Annotated in this window: 13 protein-coding genes; 10 read left to right on the top strand and 3 right to left on the bottom strand. The window is 73.0% G+C overall.

Annotated elements, in window-relative coordinates; translation table 11 throughout:
* The first annotated feature begins 15 nt into the window (after positions 1–15).
* Both sph and ABTY56_RS11665 read left to right on the top strand, forming a co-directional pair.
* Complete coding sequence (gene sph / locus ABTY56_RS11670; RefSeq protein WP_350628415.1) at positions 16–993, top strand: sphingomyelin phosphodiesterase; 978 nt, start codon at positions 16–18, stop codon at positions 991–993.
* A gap of 161 nt (positions 994–1,154) precedes the next feature.
* Entirely contained in the window at positions 1,155–1,988 is an 834-nt protein-coding gene (locus ABTY56_RS11665) for a thioesterase family protein (RefSeq protein WP_350628414.1), read from the top strand.
* Between the two features lie 99 nt (positions 1,989–2,087).
* Here the strand turns inward: ABTY56_RS11665 and ABTY56_RS11660 are convergent, their stop codons facing one another.
* Entirely contained in the window at positions 2,088–3,413 is a 1,326-nt protein-coding gene (locus tag ABTY56_RS11660) for a radical SAM protein (protein ID WP_350628413.1), read from the bottom strand.
* A gap of 573 nt (positions 3,414–3,986) precedes the next feature.
* On the opposite strand from ABTY56_RS11660, the gene ABTY56_RS11655 reads away from it, so the two are divergent.
* Both ABTY56_RS11655 and ABTY56_RS11650 read left to right on the top strand, forming a co-directional pair.
* Entirely contained in the window at positions 3,987–5,345 is a 1,359-nt protein-coding gene (locus ABTY56_RS11655; protein WP_350628412.1) for a family 2 encapsulin nanocompartment cargo protein terpene cyclase, read from the top strand.
* A gap of 60 nt (positions 5,346–5,405) precedes the next feature.
* Positions 5,406–6,284, top strand: a complete 879-nt coding sequence (locus ABTY56_RS11650; RefSeq protein ID WP_350628411.1) for a geranyl diphosphate 2-C-methyltransferase — start codon at positions 5,406–5,408, stop codon at positions 6,282–6,284.
* Positions 6,285–6,398: 114 nt separating this feature from the next.
* On the opposite strand, the gene ABTY56_RS11645 is transcribed toward ABTY56_RS11650, so the two are convergent.
* Positions 6,399–7,043 carry a dihydrofolate reductase family protein gene (locus tag ABTY56_RS11645; RefSeq protein ID WP_350628410.1) on the bottom strand — a complete coding sequence of 215 codons (645 nt, stop codon included), beginning with the start codon at positions 7,041–7,043 and terminating at the stop codon, positions 6,399–6,401.
* A 338-nt stretch (positions 7,044–7,381) separates the two neighbouring features.
* On the opposite strand from ABTY56_RS11645, the gene ABTY56_RS11640 reads away from it, so the two are divergent.
* Positions 7,382–8,452 (top strand): phosphatidylinositol-specific phospholipase C domain-containing protein, encoded by a 1,071-nt coding sequence (locus ABTY56_RS11640; RefSeq protein WP_350628409.1) that lies wholly within the window; start codon positions 7,382–7,384, stop codon positions 8,450–8,452.
* 123 nt (positions 8,453–8,575) lie between these two features.
* Here ABTY56_RS11640 and ABTY56_RS11635 read toward each other — a convergent pair whose 3' ends face one another.
* Positions 8,576–10,993, bottom strand: a complete 2,418-nt coding sequence (locus tag ABTY56_RS11635) for an ATP-binding protein (RefSeq protein WP_350628408.1) — start codon at positions 10,991–10,993, stop codon at positions 8,576–8,578.
* Positions 10,994–11,146: 153 nt separating this feature from the next.
* Here ABTY56_RS11635 and ABTY56_RS11630 point away from each other — a divergent pair, with 153 nt between their 5' ends.
* From ABTY56_RS11630 to ABTY56_RS11610, 5 genes are all read left to right on the top strand, one after another.
* The gene (locus ABTY56_RS11630) at positions 11,147–11,299 is read left to right on the top strand and encodes a hypothetical protein (RefSeq protein ID WP_350628407.1); all 153 of its coding nucleotides are present in this window, start codon (positions 11,147–11,149) and stop codon (positions 11,297–11,299) included.
* A gap of 341 nt (positions 11,300–11,640) precedes the next feature.
* Positions 11,641–12,045, top strand: a complete 405-nt coding sequence (locus ABTY56_RS11625) for a 5-carboxymethyl-2-hydroxymuconate Delta-isomerase (protein ID WP_350628406.1) — start codon at positions 11,641–11,643, stop codon at positions 12,043–12,045.
* 99 nt (positions 12,046–12,144) lie between these two features.
* Positions 12,145–13,494, top strand: a complete 1,350-nt coding sequence (locus ABTY56_RS11620; protein WP_350628405.1) for an MFS transporter — start codon at positions 12,145–12,147, stop codon at positions 13,492–13,494.
* Positions 13,495–13,637: 143 nt separating this feature from the next.
* Positions 13,638–14,465 (top strand): SAM-dependent methyltransferase, encoded by an 828-nt coding sequence (locus ABTY56_RS11615; protein WP_502893090.1) that lies wholly within the window; start codon positions 13,638–13,640, stop codon positions 14,463–14,465.
* A gap of 159 nt (positions 14,466–14,624) precedes the next feature.
* Positions 14,625–16,268, top strand: a complete 1,644-nt coding sequence (locus ABTY56_RS11610; RefSeq protein ID WP_350628403.1) for a purple acid phosphatase family protein — start codon at positions 14,625–14,627, stop codon at positions 16,266–16,268.
* Positions 16,269–16,282: the final 14 nt, after the last annotated feature.

Below are 16,282 nucleotides of genomic sequence, written 5' to 3'. Positions count from 1 at the left end.
CCCCACGGAGCCCAGATGCCGCTGTCGTCCGTCCGCCGTGCCCTCGCCGCCGGTGCCGCCGCCACCGTGATCGCCACGCTCGGCGCCGCCCCCGCCTCGGCCGAGAGCGCACCCGTGACCGCGCCCCCGCTCGATGTGCTGACCTACAACGTGTTCCTGATGAGCACGTCGCTCTACCCCAACTGGGGCCAGCAGTACCGGGCGCAGGCGATCGCCTCGGCGGACTTCTTCCAGGGCCACGACGTGGTCGTGCTGGAGGAGGCCTTCGACAACGCGTCGTCCGACGCGCTCACCGCCAAGGCCTCGGCCGCCTACCCGTACCACACGCCCGTGGTCGGCCGCTCCACCAGTGGCTGGGACGCCACCTCCGGCAGCTACAGCTCCACCACCCCGGAGGACGGCGGGGTCACCCTGCTCAGCAAGTGGCCGATCCTGCACAAGGAGCAGTTCGTATTCAAAGACGCGTGCGGCTCCGACTGGTTCTCCAACAAGGGCTTCGTCTACGCCGTCCTGGACGTCAACGGCCGTCGCACCCACGTGGTCGGCACCCACCTGCAGTCCACCGACTCGGGCTGCACCAGCGGCCAGGCGGCGGACATCCGGGCCAGGCAGCTCACCGCGATGCGCGGCTTCCTGGACGCCAAGCGGATCCCGGCCGCCGAGCCGATCGTCCTCGCGGGTGACCTCAACATCGACTGGCACGGCTCCGAGTACCAGGCGCTGCTGGACAACGGCAACCTCGCGCCGGCCTCCGCGCGCACCGGCTGGCCGTACTCCTTCGACACCGCGGACAACTCCGTCGCCGCCTACCGCTACCCGGGCGATCCCAAGGAGGACCTCGACTACGTCCTCTACCGCGCCGACCACGCCCGCCCGCAGCAGTACACCAACCAGGTCCTCCGGGTGCACAGCACGCCCTGGACGGTGAGCAGTTGGGGCAAGAGCTACACCTACGGCGACCTCTCCGACCACTACCCGCTCGCCGCGCACTGACGCCGCGCGGGGCCCGGGGCCGGGCACCGGGTGTGGGATGCGTCACCGTCACGCCCCGGGGGCGGTTCGGCCCCTTACGATCCTGAACGCCGAGGTCAGGCGCCGTCGTACCCCGGCGGCGCCCGCCCGGCGCCCAGCGATCAGCCCCAGGAGAAGCGCTCGTGACCACCCCCACCGCCGCGCCCGACAGCTACTTCCAGCGCACCGGCGAGAACCGCTACAAGCCCACCGCCCATGCCCAGGGCGCCTGGCACGCCGACGAGCAGCACTTCAGCCCGCTCGCCGGCCTGATCGTCCACGCGATCGACCACCACCGCACCGATCCGGCGAGCACCGACCCGGGGCGGGCCGGTCGTCCCGGCACCAGCCTGGCGCTGACCCGGATCAGCTTCGACATACTCGGCCAGATCGCCCTCGACGAGGTCGAGGTCACGGTGGAGACCGTCCGGCCCGGGCGCACCATCGAGCTGGTCGAGGCCACCGTGGTGGCCGGGGAGCGTGCCGTGGTCCGGGCCCGCGCGTGGTTCCTCGCCGAACTCGACACCGCGGCCGTCGCCGGGACACACGACCGGCCGCTGCCCGGGCCCGAGGAGTTCGAGCCCTGGGCGATGAACGGGCTCTGGGGCGGCGGCTACATCGCCTCGATCGACGTCCGCCGACGGGAGTCGGCCCCGGGCCGTGCCGCCGCCTGGATCTCCACCCCGGTCGAGCTGGTCGCCGGTGAGCCCAGCAGCCCGTACGCCTCCTTCATCGCCCTGGTGGACACCGCCAACGGCATCGCCGCGCGGCAGGCCCCCACCGCGTGGATGTTCCCCAACACCGACCTGACGATCCACCTCCACCGCCGCCCCGAGGGCCCCTGGACCGGCCTGGACACCAGCGTCAGCTTCGGCCCGACCGGCCACGGCGTCACCAGCACCGTCCTGCACGATCGGCAGGGGCCGGTCGGCCGCGCCGAGCAGATCCTCACCGTCCGCCCGCAGCAACGCGGTTGACGGGAACGGCGCCGCCACCGATCGCGGCGCCGCCACCGACCGCGGCGCCGCCACCGATCGCGGTGGCGGCGCCGTCGGGGGAGCGGCTCGGGAGTGCGCTCAGCCGGGCAGCGAGTCCATGAAGGAGCTGACCGAGAAGACCGCCTTGCCCGGGCCGGCCGGCCCGTAGCCGGGCGGGGAGGAGAGGCCGAACTCCTCCAGGGTCGCGCGGTAGGTCTGCAGCAGGCGGATGTGGTACTCCAGCGGCGCGCCCTGCGGGTTGGCCTTGCCGAGCGGGGTGGTGGGCTCGGGGCACCAGGTGGTGAAGCGCGGGACCACGCCGTGGGACATGAAGTAGCGCAGGCCCTCCTCGGTGGAGGCGATCGCCTCGTCCACGGTGGTGAAGCCGAAGGGCTCGGCCATCTCCACGCCCGCGACGAAGTTGGGGATCACGTTCTGCGGGCCGAACACCTCGGTGGAGTCGAGGATCCGGCGGTGCCACTCGTCGCGGCCGACGTAGCGCTCCTTGCCCGGGCAGTAGAGCTCGAAGAGCCGCTTGTCCCACACCTCGAAGTTGGGGTGGTAGATCCGAACACCGTAGTCATGGAAGCGCTGGACGTCCTCGCGCGGCAGCGCCTGCGCCACCACCTTGCCGATCCAGCGGCCGGGGAAGCGCTCCTCGATGGCCTTGGCGTACTGCCCGTAGAAGTCGGCCTCGTCCCGGCCGCCGACGTGGGAGGTGATCGCCCCGCCGGTGAGGGTGTACGCCTGGGAGGCGCGGGCGGTGTCGTGCTCGTCGATCAGCGCCAGCGCCTCCAGGACCTCCTCGACCGGCTTGACGCCGGTGTACGGGCGCCCGGCGGCCTTGTGCTGGCGCCAGTTGTGGTTGATGTCGCAGTACTGGCACTCCTCCTTGGCGCCGAAGTACTGGCAGACCCGGAACACCGTGAGGTAGATCAGGTAACCCCACTGGATGGTCGGGGCGACCTCCATCACCGACTTCCCGTTGGCGAGCGTGTGCCGGTAGTAGTCCGGCATCGGCGGCAGGCCGACGTCGGCGATCCGCGCGCCGTCCAGGTAGAGGCCGAGCGTGCCGTCCTCCCCGGCGCCGACCCGGTACGGCGAGTCCGGGTTGACCCGCACCGACACCACCGTGCGGCGCAGCCCGTACGGCCCGCCGGTCAGCACGATCTCCTCCGGCGGCCGGTTGAGCGCCGCGGCGCCCAGCTCGGGCAGGGTGCGGTGGTCGAAGGAGAAGATGAAGTACGACTTCGGCTTGACCTCGCCGCCCCCGTCGACGCCGGCGCTGCCGCTGAGCGCGGACTCGTCGAAGGCCATGCCGCCGCGCAGCAGGTCCTCCTTGATCACCGCCTCCCGGGGCACGTCGGGATAGCGCTCCATGAGCCCCTCGACGAGTGCGGTGCGGCTGCGGGCCTGGCTCTCCATGCGCTGCTCTCCCTTCCTGGCCCCGATCCTCCACGGCGCCGTGCCCATTCTCGTCCCCCTTATGCGCCCGGTCCTGTCCGGCCACGCACGGGGAGGCCGCCCGGTCCCCGGTGGGGGCGAGGGGAAGGGGGCCCGTCGCCGGGCCCGGCCGCACCCGTCGGTCATTCGCCGTCGAACGGCCTTCGCCGGGACGGGCCCGACGCGGTCGTCGGGAGCGGGACACGGGGGTGGCGCCGCGTTGACGCGGCGCGCGGGCGGTTCGGGTCGACCGGTCCGGCGCCTGGGCGCCCAGGCGCCGGACCGGACCGATGCATGACAGGGCCGTCTCCAAACGCCGTCAGCCTGAACGTTCACCCTATCGGGTGTAGAAGATCGTCCGTTGCGTTCCGGAACGCGCCTTCGCGCCTACGGTTGGGAACCGAGCGAGACGGGGCCCGTCGCCCGGAGTCCTCTTCGCGGCGGGCGAGATGACGACTCGTCACATCGTGCGATCCATTCCAGAGGAGGCTCCATGCCCCTGCGTGTCAGACCGGACTCACCACCAGGGTCCGCCGCCGCTCCGGCGGTGGGCTCATGAGCTCCCCGGCGATCGAGCGCATCCTGCGCGGGCCCACCGGACTGGGCACCGCCGGGCTGCAGTTGAGGCCGCAGGCCCCGGCGGCGGAGGCTCCGGCCGCCGAAGCCCCGGCGGTCACGGTTCCGGCGGCCGGTGTCACGGTGCCCGAGGTGCCGGCCCCCGAGGTCTCGGCTGCGGAGGCCCCGGTCTCCGAGGCCCTGGTGGTCGAGGCGGTGGTGGCCGAGGCCGTGGTCCCCGATGTCCGGCTGCCGTCCGTCCCGTCCCCGTCCCTCCCCGCGATGTCCGTCCCGGCCCTGCCCGGCGTGGCCGCGTTCGGCATGGCCGCGCTCGGGGTGGCTCAGGCCGCCGAGGCGCCGAGCGGTGGCAAGCCCAGGACCGGCGACCCCATCCCCGGTCTGTACCACCACCCGATCGCCGAGCCCGACCCGGTGCGGGTGGAGGCGCTCAGCCTGAAGATCAAGGCCTGGGCGATCGACGAGATCGAGCTCTACCCGCCGGAGTGGGAGAAGGACTTCGACGGGTTCTCCACCGGGCGCTACATGGTGGCCTGCCACCCCGACGCGCCCAGCATCGACCACCTGATGCTCGCGGCCCGCCTGATGGTGGCCGAGAACGCGGTGGACGACTGCTACTGCGAGGACCTCGGCGGATCGCCGGTCGGCCTGGGCAGCCGCCTGCTGCTCGCGCACACGGCGCTCGACCCGCTGCACACCACGCCGGAGTACCACCCGGCCTGGGAGGCCTCGCTGTCCGAGGACGCGCCCCGGCGGGCGTACCACTCGGCGATGGAGTACTTCACCCGGGCCTCCACGCCCTCCCAGTCGGACCGGTTCCGGCACGACATGGCGCGGCTGCACATGGGGTACCTGGCCGAGGCCTCCTGGGCGGAGGCCGAGCACGTGCCGGAGGTGTGGGAGTACCTGGCCATGCGCCAGTTCAACAACTTCCGCCCCTGCCCGACGATCACCGACACCGTCGGCGGTTACGAGCTGCCCGCCGAGCTGCACGCGCTGCCCGCGATGCAGCGGGTGATCTCGCTGGCCGGCAACGCCACCACGATCGTCAACGACCTGTACTCGTACACCAAGGAGCTGTCCAGCCCCGGACTGCACCTGAACCTGCCGGTGGTGATCTCCGAGCGCGAGGGCGTCTCACGCAAGGAGGGCTACCTGAAGGCGGTCGAGGTCCACAACGACCTGATGCGCGCCTTCGAGTCCGAGTCGGCCGCACTGGCCGTGGCCTGCCCGGTGCCGACCCTCGTCCGGTTCCTGCGCGGGGTGGCCGTGTGGCTCGACGGCAACCACTACTGGCACCAGACCAACACCCACCGCTACACCCTGCCCGACTTCTGGTGACCGCCCCGGCGGCGACACCGTTCCTCGGTAACCCTTCGTAAGAACCTTTGGAGTTGACCCATGTCCCTGACCGACGACCTCACCACTTCCGGCAACGCCATCCCCGGCCCGGCGACTCCCTACCAGGGGGACATCGCACGCTACTGGGACCATGAGGCTCGCCCGGTCAACCTTCGTCTGGGCGACGTCGACGGCCTCTACCACCACCACTACGGCATCGGCGAGATCGACCGGGCGGCGATCGGCGACCCGACGGACAGCGAGCGCGAGAAGAAGGTGATCGCCGAGCTGCACCGGCTGGAGTCCGCCCAGGCCGACGTGCTGCTCGACCACCTCGGTGACATCTCGGCCGACGGCACCCTGGTCGACGCCGGCTGCGGGCGCGGCGGCTCGATGGTGATGGCCCACCAGCGCTTCGGCTGCCGGGTCGAGGGCCTGACCCTCTCCACCCAGCAGGCCGACTTCGGCAACAAGCGCGCCGCCGAGCTCGGCATCGGTGGGTTCGTCCGCTCCCGGGTCGCCAACATGCTGGACATGCCGTTCGAGACCGGCTCGGCCGCGGGCTCCTGGAACAACGAGTCCAGCATGTACGTCGACCTGCACGACCTGATGGCCGAGCACTCCCGGGTGCTCGGCGTCGGCGGCCGCTACGTGACCATCACCGGCTGCTGGAACCCGAAGTACGGCCAGCCGTCGAAGTGGGTCTCGCAGATCAACGCCCACTTCGAGTGCAACATCCACTCCCGCCGCGAGTACCTGCGGGCGATGGCCGACAACCGCCTGGTGCCCCAGGCCGTCATCGACCTGACCCCGGACACCCTGCCCTACTGGGAGCTGCGGGCCACCACCTCGCTGGTGACCGGCATCGAGGAGGCGTTCATCAACTCCTACAAGGACGGCTCGTTCCAGTACGTGCTGATCGCGGCCGACCGGGTCTGACCCGGTCCGAACCGGCTCCGGCATCCGGCCGGTACGGCTGACGGCGGCCTCCCCGCACCCGCGGGGAGGCCGCCGCCGCGCGTCCGCCGTGTCCGGTCCGCTACGCGCGCTCCGCTACGGCCGGGTGAAGGTGAGATGGGTGACGCCGCTGGGACCGGTCACCGCCTCGGTGTGGAAGCGCTGCTCCAGTCCTTCGAGTCCCGCCCAGAGCGACTCGCCCCGGCCGAGCACGATCGGCACCACGACCACGTGCAGGTGGTCGACCAGGTCGGCCTCCAGGAAGGCGCGGACCGTGCGGGGGCCGCCGCCGATCCGCACGTCCTGGCCGTCGGCCGCCTCGCGGGCCTGCCGCAGCGCCTCCTCGGGCGTCGCGTCGATGAAGTGGAAGGTCGTCCCGCCCTCCATCTCCAGCGTCGGGCGCGGGTGGTGGGTGAGCACGAAGACCGGGGTGTGGAACGGCGGGTTGGGACCCCACCAGCCCTTCCACTCCTCGTCCTGCCAGGCGCCGCGCTGCGGGCCGAACTTGTTGCGGCCCATGATCTCCGCTCCGATGCCGTCGCCCCAGGCGCGGGCCATCGCGTCGTCCACCCCGGTGCCGCCGCCCTCCTTGCCGTGCATCCGCTGGAACGTCCGGGTGCCGAAGAACCACTCGTGCAGCCGGTGGGACGCGTGGCCGAACGGCGCGTCGAGGCTCTGGCCCTCGCCCGTGCCGTAGCCGTCGAGGGAGATCGAGAAGTTGTGGACCCGGACCAGGGACATCGGCTTCCTCCGCCGCTCTGCGCCTCGGTGCGGGCGGGCCGCACCCCGTTCGCGCCACGCTAGCCCGGCGGCCCCGTTTCCCGAGGCTCCGTCACCGTCCCTGGCGTGGCGCGCCCGGACGGGACCGGACAGGACCGGAACGGATCGGACGGGAGCGGGCGGACGGGAACGGTCGGACGCGCGTGGGAGGTGTGCGCGAAGGGGAAGGACCGGGGGAGAAGCCGTGCACTCGTCACGCTATTGTCGTGCCTTCTTCACGCGGAGCACGCCCTGATCGGGGATGCTTCGTCAGGCTGCCCGGAGGAGGCGGCCGACACGTCGAACCTCGGGGGGTTCCCATGACCGTACGCCGCACCCTGGCCGGATGCCTGGCGGCCGGCCTGCTCGCCGCCGCCGGCGCGCTGACCGCCACCGCCCCGGCGGACGCCGCCCCGAGCGGGACGGGCGAGCTGCCGTTCGGCTCCGCCACCACCGTCGGCCTGCACAACACCTACGACCCGGCCGCCTTCCCGTACCTGGCCCAGGGGCTGGACACCGGCACCGGGATGATCGAGCTGGACCTCTGGCCGGACATCATCACCAAGGAGTGGAAGGTCAGCCACTCCAATCCGCTCGGCAACAGCAACAACTGCACCGCTGCGACCACGCCCGCCCAGCTCTACGGCGGCGGCACCAACAAGAACCTGGAGAACTGCCTCGACGACGTCCGGGTCTGGCTCGCCGCGCACCCGGCGGCCGGCCCGCTGGTCGTCAAGCTGGAGCTCAAGCCGGGCTTCTCCGCCAACCTCGGGATGGGCCCCGACCAGCTGGACGCACTGATCTCCCGGCACCTCGGCTCCGCCGTGCTGCGCCCCGCCGACCTGCTGGCCAAGCCCGGCGGCGGCTCGTACGCGAGCCTCGACGAGGCGGTCCGGGCCGGCAACTGGCCGAGCCGCTCGGCGCTGGCGGGGAAGGTGCTGCTGTACGCGATCCCGGGCACCGTCGAACTGGGCAACCCCTTCGACACCCTGCACACCGACGTCGAGTACGGGCGGCACCTGCGGGACCTCGCGGCGGCGGGCCGGATCGGCCAGGCCCAGCTGTTCCCGTCCGTGCTGGGCGCCGCGAGCGGCGACCCGCGCAGCCGGTACACCGGTGCGGACGCCTCGATCCGGCCGTGGTTCGTGGTCTTCGACGGCGACGCCGCCACGTACACCGGCGGCATCGACACCGCGTGGTACGACAAGGCGCACTACCTGCTGGTGATGACCGACGCCCACCTGGTCGCGCCGGCGATCAGCGGCACCGACCCGACGGCCGACCAGGCGCGGGCCCGCGCCCAGCAGTTGGCCAAGGCGCACGCGAGCATCGTGTCGAGCGACTGGCGCAAGCTGCCGGCGGTGCAGTCCCTGGTGGTGCCGCGCGGCTGACGGTCGCGGGCGCGGCCTCGGCGGCGGCCGGGCACGCCTCCGCTCCACCCTCCCACCGGGCCCCGGCGACGCACCCCGCGCCGGGGCCCGTCCCGTTGCGCGCGGGACGGACACCGGGCGGCGTCAGCGGTGGCGGTCCAGCCGGGCACGCACGGCGTCGGCGTCCCGGTGCTGCAGATCCTCCAGGATGGCGAGGCTCTGCCTCCAGGAGTGCCGGGCGGACTCGCCGTCGCCGAGCGCGAGGTGGGTGTCGCCGATGTGCGTGTGGATCTCGGCCTGGAGGAAGTAGTCGCCGATCACCTGGCGCAGCCGGAGCGACTCCTGGTACGCGGGCAGCGCCTCCGCGTACTCGTCGAGGCCGTGGTGGATGTAGCCGATGCTGTCCAGGATCGAGGACTGGGCGGGCAGGCTGCCGCACTCCCGGGCCAGGTCCAGGGCGCGCCGACAGGACGGAAGGGCCTCCCGGGGGCTGCCGAGGAGCGTCAGGTACCAGCCGATGTTGTTGAGCGCGAGGGCCTGCCCGTGCAGGTCGTCGATCGTCTCGAACACCTGCAGCGCCCGCCGGGACTCGGCCACCGCGTCGGCGTAGGCGTGCTCCTCGCCGTGGGTGATGGCGAGGTCGAGCTGGGTCTTGCCCTGCCGCTCGCGGTCCCCGAGTTCGGCGAACAGGTCGAGTGCCCGGCGCAGTTCGTGGTGCGCCCGGGGCTGGCGGTCCTGCGAGCGGTGCACCTGGCCGAGCCAGCGGTGCGCGTGCGCCCGGCGGGCGAGGTCCCCGGTGCGCTCGGCGGCGGCCAGGGCGGTCTCGCTGACCTGCTGCCACTGTTGCCACAGGCCCGACTTGAGCAGGTAGGACACCTGGGCGCCGGCGAGCTGCCAGACGTGGCCGTCCAGGCCCGCGCGCTGCGCACAGGCGACGACGCCCTCCAGGACCGGCTGCTCCTCCCGGTACCAGTCGAGCGCCTGCGGACGGCCGGGGAGGCTCTCCGGCGTCACCCCGGCGGCCGGCTCGGCGAGGTCGAGCGGCGGCCAGGAGGCGTCGTCGGCATAGGCGTGCAGGCCGGCGCCGTGGGCGGTGTGCAGGTAGTGGTCGAGCATGCGCAGCGTCGCGTCGGCCCGTTCCCGGGGGGAGTCGTGGCGGGCGGTCTGCTCGGCGGCGTAGGCGCGCAGCAGGTCGTGGAAGCTGTAGCGCTCGCGGTCCGGGGTGGTGATCAGATGGGCGCGGTGGAGTTCGTCCAGGACACGGCGCGCCTCGGCGGGCGGCAGACCCGCGAGGCTCGCGGCGGCGGCCGCGCTGATGTGCGGGCCGGGGTGCAGGCCGAGCAGACGGAACAGGCGGGCGGCCCGCGGGGCGAGGGCGTGGTAGGACCAGGAGAACACCGCCCGGACGTCGGCGTGGGCGTCGTCGACGGACAGCGCGTCCAGCCGGGCGCGGGTGTCGCGCAGTTCGTCCGCCCAGACGTCCAGCGGGGTGCCCGGGTGGTCCGCCGCGCGGGCGGCGGCGATGTTCAGGGCCAGCGGCAGCCGGGCGCACAGCTCGACCAGCTCGTCGGCCGCGGCCGGCCGGCCCAGCACGGTCTCGCTGCCCAGCCGGCGCGCCAGCAGTTCGAGCGCCTCTTCGCGGGAGAGCACGTCCAGGGCGAGCGGCACGGCGCCGTCGAGGGCGACCAGACCGGGCATCCGGTTCCGGCTGGTGACCAGCACCAGACAGCCGGCCGATCCGGGCAACAGCGGCCGCACCTGTTCCACCGCCCGGGCGTTGTCGAGCACGACCAACGTCCGGGTGTCGGCCAACCGGCTTCGGTAGAGCGCGAGTTGCCCCTCCGGGTCGGCGGGGATCCGGGTGGCCGGCACGCCCAGCGCCGCCAGGAAGCCGCGCGCCACACCCGCGGCGTCGACCGGGGGCCCGGCGGGGTCGAAACCCCGCAGGTTGGCGAAGAGCTGGCCGTCCGGGAAGTGGTCGGCCACCTGGTGGGCGAAGTGCACGGCCAGGGAGGTCTTGCCCACCCCGGCGGTGCCCGCGATCGCCGAGATCACGACCGCGCCGCAGTCGGGCACCCGGTCGCCCAGCAGCGCGTGGAGCTCCTTGAGTTCGCGGACCCGCCCGGTGAAGTGCCGGACGGCCGGAGGCAGCTGACGCGGCACCTCGGGCCCTTCGGGGACGGCCCGGCCCGGCGATGCCGACCGGTCTCGGGTCGCCGCCCGGTCCTGCGTCGCCACGTCGGGTGTGTCGGCCGCCGGCGTCGCGCGCAACTCGTCGCCGGCCCGGGCGATCTGCTGCCACCGCTCCCGCCACCGCGCCTCCTCCGCCGGTGCCACCCCGCAGGCCCGGACCAGGGCCAGGCAGACCTCCAGCCGCGGCAGTCGGCGCCGCCGCGGGTCGAGCGCGTCCGACAGCGTGCTGCGCGCGACGCCGCTGCGCCGCTGCAGCGCCTGCAGGGACGGCTGACCCGCCCGTACCTTCAGCGCACGCAGCTCGCGAATGTAGGCGGCCACACTCCCGGCCGGTTCGTCCGCCTGCCGACGTGGCTGTACTTCCGTCATGCCGCTCCCTCTGTGAGACCGGTGGCCCGCGCGGGGGCAACCGGGTTCGTCCGGACTTGACCGAGAACATTGTGGTGCCGGGGCCGCGATCCGCAGACTCCCTTGCAGACGAAAAGTCTCCGACGCGGCGCCGGGGGCGGAGAGGGGGATGTCATGCGGATCGTGCAGCGGCTCGCGAGCGGCACCGCCGGGACGCGGGTGACGTCGGGCGGCCGAGGGGCCTCCTGCGCGTACGGCGCGGCCTCCTCCGTCCGCTCCTGCGCGACCGAGTCGGGCCGCGCGACCGGCAGCGGGGCGGTCTCCTGACCCGGCGCGCCGACCGGTGACCGGATCCGCCGAGGGAGCGGTCCGTGGCGTCACCCGGGCCCCAGGAGCCGTCGCGAGCACCCCGGTTCGAGGGGGCGACGGACTCCGGGAGCCGGAAGGAACGGGGGTTCTTCCGGCTCGTGGGGTGTGGCCCGGGCATCGCCGAGGACTGCGCGGAGACCGGCACCGACGTCCCTCCCGGCACCCGACGGCGCAACGGCCGCGGCCGGTGGCAGGGACTGACGACGGGCGGCACCACCGACCCCACGGGGTGGTGCCGCCCGTCGTCGTACCCCGTCGTACCCCGTCGGCCCTTCCGGTGGAGGGCTCGCCCCGGGCGGATGGCACGCGGTAGCGTCGGCGCCGTACTGTTCGACTCCCCGGAGGTTCCCGTGCCGCAGATCCTGGTCGACCACTCGGCCGAACTCGACTTCGACCGGACGGCCTTCGCCGACGAGGTCCACAAGGCGATCACCGAGGTCATCGACACCACCGTGGACCACTGCAAGACGCTCTTCCGCCCCGCCGCCCACCACCGCGTCGGCGACGGCACGACCGGCGAGGCCGCCGTCCTGGTCGAGATCAAGATCCTGGCCGGCCGCACCGCCGAGCAGCGCGCCGAACTGACGGACCGGATCCTCACGATCCTGTGCTCCCGGATCACCCGGCCCGCCGCCCTCGGTGTCCAGGTCACCGAACTCGACCGCGACACCTACCGCTTCGTCCACCACCCCGGCACGCACTGACCGCGCTCCGCCGGGCGGGGCACGCCGGGCCGGGCCCGGACGGGCGCCGCGCCGCCGGGCGCGGTTCCGTCGGCCTCCGCACGGTGCCATGCTGGGGACATGACGGAAAGCAGCGCGGTCGTCCCGCTCCGTGAGCGGTCGGAAGTCGGCGGACGGCGGCGGGAGTTGGCCGCGGCCACGGTGGGGTCGGTGGTCGAGTCCTTCGACTGGAACGTCTACGCCGTCCTCGCGCCGTACTTCGCGGCGGACCTCTTCGGGCACGGCAAGCACGGGGTCGGCGGCGTGCTCGGCGCGTACGTGACCTTCGCGGTGGGCTTCGTGGCCCGGCCGGTCGGCTCGTACCTGATCGGGCGGCTCAGCGACACCCGGGGGCGGCGCTCCGCGTTGAGCCTCGGCATGGCGGTGATCGCCGTGGCGAGTCTGGGCATCGCGGCGGTGCCGGGCCAGCGCTCGATCGGGGTCTGGGCGGCGGTGCTGGCGGTGGTCGCGCGGGTGGTGCAGGGGCTCGCCTTCGGCGGGGAGGCGCCGAGCGTCGCCGCGTACGTGACCGAGACGGCCCCGCCGCGGCACCGGTTCGCATTCAGCTCGGTGTCGTACGGCGGGGTCATCCTCGGCTCGCTGCTCTCCTTCGGGGTGCTCACACTGCTGATCCACACCATCGGCAAGTCCGGCCTGGAGAACGGTGGTTGGCGCTGGGGCTTCGTGGTCGCCGCGCTTCTCGGGCTGGCCGCCGTCTGGGTGCGGCGGTGGGCGCCGGAGAGCGCGGAGTTCCACCGGGCCCGGCAGCGCGCCGCGCCCACCCGCCCGCCGTTCCTGCGGATGCTCCGCGAGCACCGGTGGGCGGCGTTCACCGTCTTCCTCAACACCCTGGGCGGGACGGTCGGTTACTACTTCGCCCTGGTCTACCTCCCGCAGTACGCCGCCGCCTACCACGTGATCGACAAGGAGTCGGCGGCCTCCTTCATGACCGTGGTGCTCGGTGTCGTGCTGGTGACCATGCTGCTCACCGGCGCCGCCGCCGACCGCTTCGGCCTGCTGCCGGTCGCCCGGATCGGGTTCGGCCTGCCGATCCCGCTGGTCGGGGTGCTGCTCGCCGGGCTGCGCGGGGGCTGGCTGCCGTTCCAGGTCGTCGCCGTGGTGCTGGGGATGCTGGTGGCGACGGTGCTCGGCACGCTCAACGTGTTCACCGGGCTGCTGTTCCCGACCGAGGTGCGGGCGGTCGGCCTCGGCGTGGTCAACGCGGCCACCATCGCCGCGTTCGGCGGCACCTTCCCGCTGCTCGCCGAGTGGCTGGGCGACCGGCACTGGCTCGGCGTGATCCCCTGGTACGTCACGGTGTGCACGATCGGCCCGGCCCTCGGGCTGATAACGGCGATGAAGGTGCCCTCCTTCGCGGCCTCCGTCCGGGGCGCCGCGCCCGTGGCCAGCCGTTCACCGGCGTCCACCTGACGGACGATCATCGACTGTGGTTGAGTGGTCCGGACATACGCCGAACGGGGAGGGCGAGCGTGGCCACCGACATACCGGACACCAACGAGCCGGACAGCGCAGCGGAGAGCAGCGGTTTCGACACCGACACGTCGGAGAGCTGGCTGACCGACGCCGGGTTCGAGGAACCGCCGCAGGTCGACCTGCGCACCGACCGGGCGCACTCCGCCCGGGTCTACGACTACCTGCTCGGGGGCAAGACGAACTTCCCGGCGGACCGCGAGGTCGGTGACCGCGTCATGGCCGACCTGCCGGGCGCCCGCGAGGGGGCCACCGCCGCCCGCGCGGTGATGCACCGGATGGTCCGCCGGCTCGCCGAGGTGCACGGCGTCCGCCAGTTCCTGGACGTCGGCACCGGCATCCCCACCGCGCCCAACCTGCACGAGATAGTCCAGTCGGTCGACCCGTCGTCCCGCGTGGTGTACGTGGACAACGACCCGATCGTGCTCGCCCACTCGCGCGCGCTGCTCACCAGCACCCCCGAGGGCCGCACCGCCTACGTCCAGGGCGACCTGCGCGAGCCGGAGAAGTTCCTCGCCGACCCGGCGGTGGCCGGCACCCTGGACCTGAACCAGCCGGTCGCGCTGACGCTGATCAATATCGTGCACTTCCTCAGTGACGAGGCCGCGCACCCGCCCGTCCGCACGCTCCTGGACGCCCTGCCCGTCGGCAGCTTCCTCGCGCTGACCGCCGGCACGGGCGACACCGCGCCCGACCGCGCCGAGATCGGCAGCCGCCGCTACGCGGAGGCCGGGATCGAGGTCCACATGCGGTCGCGCGAGGGCGTCGAGCGGTTCTTCGCGGGGCTCGAACTCGACGAGCCGGGTGTGGTGCTGATCAACCGTTGGCACCCCGAGCTGGGCGAGGCGCCGTCCCCGGGTCTGGCCGACGAGCAGGTCCCGGTGTACGGGGGAGTGGGCCGCAAGGTCTGACCGCCCGGGAGGCCGGGTGTGACCCGCGCCGCCCGCCACCGCCGATATTCCGTCAATTCGACGACCGTCGAACGGGAGCTTGCCGAAACGATCGCTCTTACGTGCACATGTCATTAAAGTGACTGCCTGTCGAACCCCCACTCGGCAAGCGGAGTCCCCATGACCATTGCACGCAGGTCCATCCTCAAAGGCACCTCGGCGGCCGGAGCCGCCCTGGTGGCAGCAGGCACGGCGGCGGCCGCGCAACCCGCGGCCGCCCAACCGGCCGACGACGCCCCCACCAGCCCACTCCTGCAGTCCACCCCGCACCGCAGCGGAGCAGCCGGCGTCATCGGCCTGCACCTGCAGTTCGGCAACGACCCCAGCGCGGAGATGACCGTCTCCTGGCTCACCCCGCAGTCCGTCCGACGCCCACAGGTCCGCTACGGCACGCCCGACGGCGGCCTCGGCCGGGTCGTCCAGGCCGAGACCCGGACGTACCGGGACTCGATCGACAAGGTCGAGGTGTACGTCCACCACGCCCGCCTCACCGGTCTGCGCCCGGGCACCACCTACCTCTACAGCGCCGGCCACGACGGCGCCAACCCCGAGACGGGCACCTTCACCACCGCCCCGCGCGGCCGGGCGCCCTTCACCTTCACCAGCTTCGGCGACCAGGCCGCGCCCAACCTCCGGCGCCTGGTCACGTTCCCCGAGGGCATGCCCTCGCCACTCGGCAAGTACCCGGTGTACATGAGCAGCCAGGTCGGCACCGCGGCCTCCGCCGACATCGTCGCCGCCGTCGAACGCATCGGGCCGCTGTTCAACCTGATCAACGGCGACCTCTGCTACTCCTCCTACGCCGGCCGTCACGGCCAGAGCCGCACCGCGACCTGGGCCGACTGGTTCATCAGCAACAGCCGCTCCACCCGGCTGCGCCCCTGGATGCCCTGCGTCGGCAACCACGAGAACGAGGGCGGCAACGGGCCGATCGGCGCGCTCGCCTACCAGGCCTACTTCTCCCTCCCCGACTCCACGGCCTCCTCCGACGAGGAGACCCGGGGCATGTGGTACGCCTTCACCGTCGGCTCGGTGCGCTTCATCAGCCTCGCCAACGACGACGTGGCCATCCAGAACTCCGGCGACCTCTACCTGCGGGGCTACTCCGGCGGTGCCCAACAGCGCTGGCTGGAACGCGAGTTGCGGGCGACACGGAGCAACCGGGCGATCGACTGGATCGTGGTGTGCATGCACCACCCGATGATCTCCAGCTCGATGCACGGTGCCGGCAGCGACCTCGGCATCCGCGAGACCTGGGGCAAGCTGTTCGACGCCTACGGGGTCGACCTGGTGGTGTGCGGGCACGAGCACTACTACGAGCGCTCCCACCCCGTCCGCGGCACCCTCCCCAACGACACCCGCACCCCGGTGCCGACCGACACCCGCACCGACATGATCGACACCGGGCGGGGAACCGTCCACATGATCATCGGCGCCGGCGGCAACGCCGCCACCACCCAGGACGACCTCTTCGAACAGCCCAAGGGCCGGGTGGTCGTCGGGCTGGAGGACCCGAAGCCGGGCGCGCCGTACCGGGAGTCGGTCTGGCTCACCGAGGACGCGCCGTGGGCCGCCGTCCAGGACCGCAAACACGCCCACGGCTTCGCGGCCTTCGAGGTCGACCCCGGCGACCGGCGCGGTGCCACCACCACCATGAAGGTCACCTACTACACCTTCGACGGGCCGCACGGCGACCTCACCCCGGTGGACACCTTCACCCTGTACCGGCGCCGGACGGACGGGCGCGACGGGCGCGACGGCTGAGGCGACGGCCGAGG

This window comes from Kitasatospora sp. NPDC097691, assembly GCF_040302665.1.
Lineage (GTDB): Bacteria > Actinomycetota > Actinomycetes > Streptomycetales > Streptomycetaceae > Kitasatospora.
This window is presented reverse-complemented; position numbering and strand designations above follow the sequence as displayed.